General features: G+C 33.2%; 7 protein-coding genes. 6 read left to right on the forward strand and 1 reads right to left on the reverse strand.

The genetic code is table 11. The features are described from left to right. Positions 1 to 369: 369 nt before the first annotated feature. From DNC80_RS09220 to DNC80_RS09240, 5 genes are all read left to right on the forward strand, one after another. Entirely contained in the window at positions 370 to 2,145 is a 1,776-nt protein-coding gene (locus DNC80_RS09220) for a long-chain fatty acid--CoA ligase (RefSeq protein ID WP_182650957.1), read from the forward strand. 278 nt (positions 2,146 to 2,423) lie between these two features. Continuing rightward, positions 2,424 to 2,912 (forward strand): MarR family winged helix-turn-helix transcriptional regulator, encoded by a 489-nt coding sequence (locus DNC80_RS09225; RefSeq protein ID WP_144892568.1) that lies wholly within the window; start codon positions 2,424 to 2,426, stop codon positions 2,910 to 2,912. Positions 2,913 to 2,979: 67 nt separating this feature from the next. Then, entirely contained in the window at positions 2,980 to 5,370 is a 2,391-nt protein-coding gene (locus DNC80_RS09230) for a 3-hydroxyacyl-CoA dehydrogenase/enoyl-CoA hydratase family protein (protein WP_144892571.1), read from the forward strand. An 80-nt stretch (positions 5,371 to 5,450) separates the two neighbouring features. After that, positions 5,451 to 6,632, forward strand: a complete 1,182-nt coding sequence (locus DNC80_RS09235; RefSeq protein ID WP_182650958.1) for an acetyl-CoA C-acyltransferase — start codon at positions 5,451 to 5,453, stop codon at positions 6,630 to 6,632. Positions 6,633 to 6,672: 40 nt separating this feature from the next. Continuing rightward, a complete protein-coding gene (locus tag DNC80_RS09240) occupies positions 6,673 to 8,478 on the forward strand; it encodes an acyl-CoA dehydrogenase family protein (protein ID WP_182650959.1) in 1,806 nt (601 codons plus the stop codon). Positions 8,479 to 8,626: 148 nt separating this feature from the next. Here the strand turns inward: DNC80_RS09240 and DNC80_RS09245 are convergent, their stop codons facing one another. Continuing rightward, positions 8,627 to 9,547: a YihY/virulence factor BrkB family protein gene (locus DNC80_RS09245; RefSeq protein ID WP_182650960.1), complete on the reverse strand. Its 921-nt coding sequence runs from the start codon at positions 9,545 to 9,547 to the stop codon at positions 8,627 to 8,629. A gap of 393 nt (positions 9,548 to 9,940) precedes the next feature. On the opposite strand from DNC80_RS09245, the gene DNC80_RS09250 reads away from it, so the two are divergent. Further along, the gene (locus DNC80_RS09250; protein ID WP_182650961.1) at positions 9,941 to 10,582 is read left to right on the forward strand and encodes a superoxide dismutase; all 642 of its coding nucleotides are present in this window, start codon (positions 9,941 to 9,943) and stop codon (positions 10,580 to 10,582) included. The last annotated feature ends 195 nt before the right edge of the window (positions 10,583 to 10,777 follow it).

The raw sequence follows: 10,777 nt of genomic DNA on the forward strand, positions 1-10,777 counted from the left end.
TCAATAAAGTTAAAATAAACTGTTGTAATTCGTTTTCTGATATTTTGAATTAGTACCCAAATACAGCAACGCCATTATTTTTGTTTGAATTATATTCGCTTAATTACTTCTCCAATGATAAGTAAGCGAAATAATTCCTTTAGTAAGAAACTACTATGAAAAACCACTTTTTTTTTAATACTTACATTTAATATCAAAAAGATATAACCACTATTTTTATGCATTTAAAACAAATAAACAAAGTAGTAGAAAACTTGAATATCTAAGTTGAAAACACCAATAAATATTAATTTTCACTATAAAATTTCTAATTATAAAAATTAATCACTAATTTTTTTTTAATTTGCAATTCAAACCAATATTTCCATAATGATAAATATCACCCGCCTCTTTGATTTCCCTTACTACCAACAAGAAAAATATACATCTATTCCGGATGCGTTGGTTACCAAACAAAATGGAGAATGGATTAAAACCTCTACGCAAGAATACATTGCTAATGCCAATGCTATATCTCGTGCATTGATCAAACTAGGAGTTCAAAAAAATGATAAAATTGCTATCATATCCACTAATAATAGAACTGAATGGAATGTAATGGATATTGGTGTATTACAAACAGGTGCACAAACTGTGCCTATTTATCCAACTATTGCCGAGGATGATTACGAATACATTTTAAATCACTCTGAATCTATTTATTGTTTTGTATCAGATACCGAAGTGTTACGAAAATTACGTTTGGTTCAAAAAAATGTTCCAACTTTAAGAGGGATTTACTCTTTTAATGAAATAGAAGGATGTACAAACTGGAAGGAATTACTAGTTCTAGGTCAGGATATGAGTCATCAAGATACAGTAGAGCAACGCAAAAATGATGTAAAATCAGAGGATTTAGCTACTATTATTTACACTTCTGGGACAACAGGAAGACCAAAAGGAGTAATGTTATCGCACCAAAATATAGTTTCTAATGTTTTAGACAGCGCCAAAAGAATTCCTTTTGAAGCAGGAAAAAGTAGAGCGTTGAGCTTCTTGCCTATTTGCCATATCTTTGAACGCATGATTCTTTATTTATACCAATATTATGGTGTATCAATCTATTTTGGAGAATCAATTGAGCGTATTAGTGACAACATTAAAGAAGTACAACCTACTGTAATTACTGCTGTTCCTAGACTTCTTGAAAAAGTATATGATAAAATATATGCTAAAGGAACGGAGCTTACTGGAATAAAGAAAAAACTTTTTTTCTGGGCAATCGATTTAGGTCTTGTATATGAGCCTTATGGCAAAAACGGATTTTGGTATGAATTCCAACTTAAAATTGCACGTAAACTAATTTTTAGTAAATGGAAAGAAGGTTTAGGTGGGAAACTTGACTTAATGGTATCTGGTAGTGCAGCATTGCAACCAAGATTAGCCAGAATTTTTGCAGCAGCAGAAATCCCTGTAATGGAAGGATATGGACTGACGGAAACTTCTCCTGTTATTTCTGTAAACGATCTTAGAAACAAAGGTTTTAGAGTAGGTACAGTTGGAAAAGTGATTGATAACGTATCTGTAGTAATTGCCGAAGATGGTGAAATTCTTTGCAAAGGTCCCAATGTAATGATGGGATATTACAAAGACCCACAATTAACCAGTGAGGTTATTACAGATAATTACTTTCATACAGGTGACATAGGAGAATTTGACAAAGAAGGATTCTTGAAGATAACAGATCGTAAAAAAGAAATGTTTAAAACCTCAGGAGGAAAATATATTGCTCCGCAACTAATTGAAAACACCATGAAACAGTCTCGCTTTATTGAGCAAATCATGGTTATAGGTGATGGACAAAAAATGCCTGGAGCCTTCATTCAACCTAGTTTTGAATTTATTAAAGAATGGGCTTTAATTCATAAAATTGAATTAGGTAGCAGCAATGAAGCCATTGTAACCAATGAAAAAGTAATAGAACGCATTCAGCAAGAAGTTGATACTTTGAATGAAAAGTTTGGAAATTGGGAAAAAATAAAACGTTTTGAACTTACGCCAAATATATGGTCTATTGAAGGAGGAGAACTCACTCCTACTCTAAAATTAAAACGAAAAATAGTTTTACAAAAATATGCTGACTTATTTAATAAAATTTACAATTAATATAATGTCTTAAAACCTTCTCAAGGATTTAAATTAAAATATAATGTTACCCATTATCAGCCATAAGTTTTACTTGTGGCTTTTTTTTGGTTTAAAAATATGGCTTTGTCTGGTTATAACAACATATTGACTACAACCAATCACAAGATACTTTACCTTATAAAGTTCTCATATTCAAGAATGTTTTTTTATATTTAATAAATTTTTAATAAAAAAAACACTTTTATTATGCGTGCATAGTATTTTTTTTATTATATTTGAAATCGATATAGTTTCCCATGAAAGATAAAACAATAGATTACATATTAAGAGCAACATGGCAAGCAGTCGCCAGAATGTATAACGAAGAAGCATCAAAATATGATGCTAGTATGGCAACAGGATTTGCTTTGTTGAGTATCGATAAAGAAGGTGGAACTCCATCAACTTCTTTAGGACCTAAAATGGGAATGGAAGCCACAAGCTTGACAAGAACTCTTAAATCAATGGAGGAAAAAGGATTGATTATTCGAAAGAAAAATCCTGAAGATGGTCGTGGAGTATTGATTTATTTGACAGAATTTGGAAAAGAAAAAAGAGAACTTTCAAAAAATACAGTGCTAAAATTTAATGATGCTGTACGCAAATCAATTTCTGAAGAAAAACTACAACATTTTGTTGAAGTTGCGGATGTTATTAACGAATTAATTGTAGAAAAGAATATTTTTAACAACACCCACACGCTTGATATACCTGTTGAAAAATTAGAAACTAAGGAAACCGTTTAATTAGTATCCAATATAACATTTGACAGTTAAACCATTACAAATTAAAAAAAACAAACATAAACGAAGTATGAAACGCACCATCAAAAAAGTTGCAGTAATAGGATCCGGAATTATGGGATCTGGAATTGCTTGTCATTTTGCTAACATTGGAGTTGAAGTATTGCTTTTGGACATTATCCCAAGAGAATTGACTGATGCCGAAGCAAAAAAAGGACTCACACTAGAGAGTAAAATTGTTAGAAATCGATTGGTAAATGAGCATTTAGCCAATTCTTTGAAATCAAAACCATCCCCTATTTACAGTCAAAAATTTGCAAACCGCATCACAACTGGTAATACAACAGATGACATGGCAAAAATTGCTGGTGTAGATTGGATTATTGAGGTTGTTGTAGAAAGACTTGATATTAAAAAATTAGTTTTTGAACAAATAGAAAAATTTAGAAAACCTGGAACATTGGTTACTTCTAATACTTCTGGTATTCCTATTCATTTTATGAGTGAAGGAAGAAGTGAAGATTTTCAAAAGCATTTTTGTGGGACACACTTTTTTAACCCAGCGCGTTATTTAAAATTATTTGAAATCATTCCTGGCCCACAAACAAGTACAGAGGTTTTAGATTTTCTTACGGTTTATGGTGAGAAATTTCTAGGGAAAACTTCGGTTTTGGCCAAAGATACTCCAGCGTTTATTGGAAACCGAATTGGAATTTACGGAATTCAAAGTTTGTTTCACTTGGTAAAAGAAATGGGACTTACTATTGAAGAAGTTGATAAATTAACGGGTCCTGTTATTGGTCGTCCAAAATCAGCTACTTTCAGAACTGTTGATGTTGTAGGTTTAGATACATTGGTTCATGTTGCCAATGGTATTTATGAAAACTGTCCAAATGATGAACAACACGACTTATTTAAACTTCCTGCATTTGTAAACACAATGATGGAAAACAAATGGTTGGGTAGCAAAACAGGACAAGGATTTTATAAAAAAGAAGGTAAAGACATCTTAACCTTAGATCTAGATACGTTAGAATACAGAGCTGCTAAAAAAGCATCTTTTGCAACACTTGAACTGACCAAAACTATTGATAAACCAATCAACCGTTTTAAAGTTCTTGTAAAAGGAAAAGATAAAGCAGGTGAATTTTACAGAAAAAGTTTTGCTGGTTTATTTGCTTATGTGTCTAACAGAGTTCCTGAAATTTCAGATGAATTTTACAAGATAGACGATGCTATGAAAGCCGGTTTTGGATGGGAAAATGGACCATTTGAAATTTGGGATGCTATAGGTGTTGAAAAAGGAATTGAAATCATGAAGGCAGAAGGTTTAGCTCCTGCTGCATGGGTAAATGATATGTTAGCTTCTGGAAATACTAGTTTTTATTCAGTAAAAGAAGGTGCAACGTTTTTCTACAATATTCCAAGTAAAGCGCAAATTAAAGTTCCGGGTCAAGACGCCTTTATTATCCTAAATAACATTCGCGAAAGCAAAAAAGTATGGAGTAATAGTGGTGCAATCATCCAAGATTTAGGAGACGGAATTTTGAATTTAGAATTCCAATCTAAAATGAATACTATTGGTGGCGATGTTTTACAAGCTATCAATAAAGCAATTGATTTATCTGAGAAAGAATATCAAGGGTTGGTTATTGGTAATCAAGCAGCGAACTTCTCTGTGGGTGCCAATATTGGAATGATTTTCATGATGGCTGTGGAGCAAGAGTATGATGAGTTGAATATGGCTATCAAAATGTTCCAAGACACGATGATGCGCGTACGTTACTCTGGAATTCCAGTTGTAGTGGCACCACACGGAATGACTTTTGGAGGTGGTTGCGAAATGAGTTTGCATGCTGACAAAGTTGTTGCTGCAGCAGAAACCTATATGGGATTAGTTGAATTTGGTGTTGGGGTTATTCCTGGCGGTGGTGGATCTAAAGAATTGGCTATGCGTGCCTCTGATTTATTCCATAAAAATGATGTTGAGTTAAATGTATTGCAAGAGTATTTCTTAACTATAGCAATGGCAAAAGTATCTACATCAGGATATGAAGCATTTGACACTGGATTACTACAGCACGGTAAAGATATCATTGTAATCAATAAAGACAGACAGATTGCAGAAGCAAAAAAACATGCACTCTTGATGGCCGAAGCTGGTTACACACAACCGATACGTAGAACGGATGTAAAAGTACTAGGAAAACAAGCTCTTGGGATGTTCTTAGTAGGTACAGATCAAATGGAAGCTGGAAAATACATCTCTGAACATGATAAAAAAATAGCTAATAAACTAGCTTACGTAATGGCAGGTGGTGATTTATCTGAGCCAACACTAGTAAGCGAACAATATTTATTAGATATTGAAAGAGAAGCTTTCTTGTCATTATGTACAGAAAGAAAAACATTAGAAAGAATCCAATTTATGTTGACCAAAGGGAAACCGTTGAGAAATTAATTTTAAATTATAAATGATGACTTATAAAGTTCAAATGATTTTCATTTCAAATTTATAATTCAAAATTCAAAATACTAGTTATGAAAACAGCCTATATAGTAAAAGCATACAGAACAGCCGTGGGGAAAGCCCCAAAAGGAGTGTTCAGATTTAAACGTCCTGATGAATTAGCAGCAGAAACCATCGAATTTATGATGAACGAGTTGCCTAACTTTGATAAAACACGCATTGATGACGTTATGGTCGGAAATGCAATGCCAGAGGCAGAACAAGGACTAAACGTAGCTCGACTTATTTCATTAATGGGTTTAAAAGTAGAAGACGTTCCTGGTGTTACTGTAAACAGATATTGTGCTTCGGGTTTGGAAACTATTGGAATGGCTACGGCTAAAATCCAATCAGGTATGGCACATTGTATCATTGCAGGTGGAGCTGAAAGCATGAGTTTTATCCCAATGGGAGGTTACAAACCAACTCCGGATTATGCTGTTGCAAAAGCTGGAAACGAGGATTACTACTGGGGAATGGGACTTACTGCTGAGGCAGTAGCTCAACAATTTAAAGTATCTCGTGAGGACCAAGATGAATTTGCATACCACTCTCACATGAAAGCTTTGCAAGCACAAGCTGATGGTAAATTTGACAAGCAAATTGTTCCTATTACAGTGGAACAAACATTCCTTAACGAAAACGGGAAAAAAGAAACCAAATCATACGTTGTAAACAAAGACGAAGGACCAAGAGCTGGTACATCAAAAGAAGCTTTGGCTGGATTACGTCCTGTTTTTGAAGCAAATGGAAGCGTAACTGCAGGTAACTCATCACAAATGAGTGATGGTGCTGCTTTTGTGTTGATCATGAGCGAAGAAATGGTAAAAGAGTACAACTTAGAGCCTATTGCTCGTTTGGTAAATTTCGCTTCGGCAGGAGTTGAACCAAGAATCATGGGAATAGGACCAGTAAAAGCAATCCCAAAAGTACTAAAACAAGCAGGTTTAACAATTAATGATATTGATTTAATTGAGTTAAACGAAGCTTTTGCTTCTCAAGCATTAGCTGTAACCCGTGAATTAGACTTAAATCCAGAAATCATTAATGTAAATGGAGGTGCTATTGCACTAGGTCATCCACTAGGATGTACTGGAGCAAAATTATCAGTACAATTGTTTGATGAAATGAAACGCAGAGGAAGCAAATACGGAATTGTAAGTATGTGTGTAGGTACTGGACAAGGCTCTGCAGGTGTTTACGAACTTTTGTAAGCTTAGATTTTAAATAAAAAACATATTAAAAAATAAAAAAATGGCAGATACAATTGAAAAAAACGTAACCCGTGGAGGTCAGTTTTTAGTTAAAGAAACAAAATGTGAAGATATTTTCACACCTGAAGATTTTACAGAAGAGCAATTAATGATGCGTGACTCTGTAAAAGAGTTTGTAGACAAAGAGTTGTGGGCACACAAAGATCGTTTTGAAAAAAAGGATTATGCTTACACGGAAGAATCCATGAGAAAAGCTGGTGAGCTAGGACTTTTAGGAGTTGCAGTTCCTGAAGCTTATGGTGGATTAGGAATGGGGTTTGTATCAACTATGTTAGTATGTGATTACATTTCTGGAGCAACTGGTTCATTCTCAACTGCTTTTGGAGCTCATACAGGAATTGGTACTATGCCAATCACATTGTATGGATCTGAGGAGCAAAAATTAAAATACGTACCTAAACTTGCTTCAGGAGAGTGGTTTGGTGCTTATTGCCTTACGGAGCCAGGAGCTGGATCTGATGCTAATTCAGGAAAAACTAAAGCAGTTTTATCTGAAGATGGAACGCACTATTCTATCACTGGTCAAAAAATGTGGATTTCAAATGCAGGTTTCTGTAGTTTGTTTATTGTTTTTGCTAGAATTGGTGATGATAAAAACATTACAGGTTTCATAGTTGAAAATACAGATAACAACGGAATTTCAATGGGTGAAGAAGAGCATAAACTAGGTATTCGTGCTTCATCTACTCGTCAAGTTTTCTTTAACGAAACTAAAGTTCCTGTTGAAAACATGTTATCTGAAAGAGGTAATGGTTTTAAAATAGCGATGAACGCACTAAACGTAGGTCGTATCAAATTGGCAGCTGCTTGCCTTGATGCACAACGTAGAGTAATTACAGGATCTGTAAAATATGCTAATGAAAGAATCCAATTTAACACAGCTATTTCTCAATTTGGTGCAATTCGTTCTAAATTAGCTGAGATGGCAACTTCTTGCTACGCAGGAGAAAGTGCTTCTTACCGTGCAGCAAAAGATATTGAAGACAGAATCATTGCTCGTGAAGCAGAGGGAACTTCTCATCAAGAAGCTGAATTAAAAGGAGTTGAAGAATATGCTATCGAATGTTCAATCTTGAAAGTTGCTGTATCAGAAGACGTTCAAAACTGTTCTGATGAAGGAATTCAAATTTTTGGAGGTATGGGATTCTCTGAAGATACTCCTATGGAAAGTGCTTGGAGAGATGCAAGAATTGCTCGTATTTATGAAGGTACAAATGAGATTAACAGAATGCTTTCAGTAGGTATGTTAATTAAAAAAGCAATGAAAGGTCATGTAGATTTATTAGGACCTGCTATGAAAGTATCTGAAGAATTGTTGGGAATTCCATCATTTGACACACCAGACTATTCAGAATTATTTGCAGAGGAAAAAGAAATCATCAAAAACTTGAAGAAATCTTTCTTAATGGTTGCTGGTAGTGCTGTTCAAAAATTTGGAGCTGACTTAGATGCACACCAACAATTATTAATGGCTGCTGCTGATATGCTAATAGAAGTTTACATGGCAGAAAGTACTATCTTAAGAACTGAGAAATTAGCTAAAAAAGAAGGAGAAGATAAAGTTCAAGAGCAAATTGCAATGGCTAAACTTTACTTATACAAAGCAGTTGATATTGTAAACCAAAAAGGAAAAGAAAGCATTATTTCTTTTGCTGAAGGTGATGAGCAACGTATGATGTTAATGGGATTACGTCGTTTTACAAAATACACAAATATGCCAAATGTAGTGGCATTAAGAGAAATAATTACTGCTAAACTAGTAGCAGAAAATGAATATTGTTTCTAATAAAAGTTAGTTTTTAGTTTTTTTTTTAACCGCCTTGTACCTGAAAAAAACAAGGCGGTTTTTTTATGTAAACTATTTTTTAAAAAATGTTCAACTTCCTAAAAATGATATTAAAATATAGTATGCTCTCATAAATATTTCAAAAAAATTATTTCAGCTCTTTAACCTCTAGTACTTCTACTTTAATAGCAACTGCATAGTCATTTGGTACAATTTTATTGCCATGAGCATTCGCATAAACTTTAGTAAACTCAGCTCCAAAATATAATATAATTGCCGAATAATATACCCAAACTAAAATAATTACAATAGAGCCTGCTGCACCATAAACAGTTGCAACCGTTGAGCTTCCTAAGTAAAAACCTATTGCAAATTTCCCTATCATAAAAAAGAAAGAGGTAAAACTAGATCCAATTAAGGCATCTTTCCAAACAATTTCTCCATCGGGTAATGTTTTAAAAATCACTGAAAACAAAATGGTTGTTGTTATAAATAGTATAACAATATTGAGAACATAAAAAATATATACCGTTGTATCTGGAAAGTAAACTATCAGACGTGAATTGATAACATCCATAACCGTATTTAACATTAAACTTACCATTAATAAAAAACCAACAGAAGCAATCATTGAAAAAGACATCAATCTATTTTTGATAAACTTCATGATACCTTTATTTGGTTTTGCCCTTAAACCCCAAATAAAATTAATAGAACTTTGAATTTCGGCAAAAACTCCTGAAGCTCCAATAAGTAGCATTATTCCACCAAAGATGGCAGCAAAAGTATTGCTATCTGACAATTCAATGTTTTTTATAGTTTCTTGTATTTGCAAAGCAGCTTCATTACCAACCATACCATTTATTTGTCTAAAAAATCGACCTGTAACAGCCTCTTTTCCGAATATAAAACTAAAAATAGATAGTATAATTATTAATAATGGAGGTAACGAAAAAATAGTGAAATACGACAATGAGGCACTCAATTTGATTGCATTATCATTTTCAAACTCTTCATAGGTTCGTTTCAAAAGGCTCCAGCCATCTTTAGCTAACTTTCTCTTTTTCATTTAAAATAAAATATAAGTATGAGTACTCCATTTGAATCTAATTCTAATATTTGGTTTCAACTAAGAATGAATTTTCAAAATTACGAAGAAGTAACATACCAAATTGAAATGAATTTTACATAATTCAAGTGAAAATATTTTTAAACAACCAATAAAAATAAAAATCCTAAAATTTAAGTCTTTCTTAACCCCATTTGAAATGTATTTACATAATTTTATAAATCAAATGTTAAGGCATGTCAAAACACAAAACAAATGGAAAATAATACAAGCAGAAGAAGTTTTTTAAAGCAAACAGCAATACTTTCAACAGGAACCTTAATAGGGAGTTCTTTATTACAGGACGCTTTTGCAAATACTACCCAGCCCCTACTCGAAGAAACTGGGGGCAATATGTTTACTAATAGCATTGAAGAAGGAAAATTTGTATTACCAAAATTACCTTATTCTACTGATGCTCTTGATCCTCATATTGATAAAGCTACTATGGAAATTCATCATGGAAAACACCATCAAGCATACGTAACCAACTTGAATAAGGCGATAGGAACTCTTGATAAAAAACTGGTCGAATCTTCTAGCTCACTTGAAACTATATTTGAAAAAATGTCACAGTTTCCAGATTCAATACGAAATAATGCGGGAGGCCATTACAATCATACCTTATTTTGGGAGTTACTTTCTCCTACTGGAGGAGGTTTGCCTAAAGGGAAACTAGCCCAAGCAATTACTAGTAGTTTTGGTTCATTTGATGAATTCAAAAAACAATTTGCTGACGCTTCCATGAAACGTTTTGGTTCAGGTTGGGCATGGTTAGTAGTTAAAGATGGTCAACTCGTAATTGGTTCCACAGCCAATCAAGACAATCCATTAATGCGTTTGAAAGGAAAAGGACTTAAAGGAAAACCAGTCTTAGCCTTAGATGTTTGGGAGCATGCTTATTACCTAAAAAATCAAAACCGAAGAGCTGATTACATTAACTCTTTTTGGAATGTTATTAACTGGGAAAAAGCAGAACAACTTTTTAATTCCTAATTTTAAAATACACTTTAAATTTTGAGGCATTTTTAGTTTTTTGAAATTCTCAATTGATTTTGAGTTTATAAAGCCCCGATGTTCCATTTTTTACAAAACAATAAAACTATTTCACTCTGAAAATAGTGAAAAAATATATGGAAATTAAATCTATTTAACTCTAAATTTTAGAATAAAAACTAATTATCTTAATAC

This window comes from Flavobacterium sp. SOK18b (assembly GCF_014156605.1).
GTDB lineage: Bacteria > Bacteroidota > Bacteroidia > Flavobacteriales > Flavobacteriaceae > Flavobacterium > Flavobacterium tiangeerense.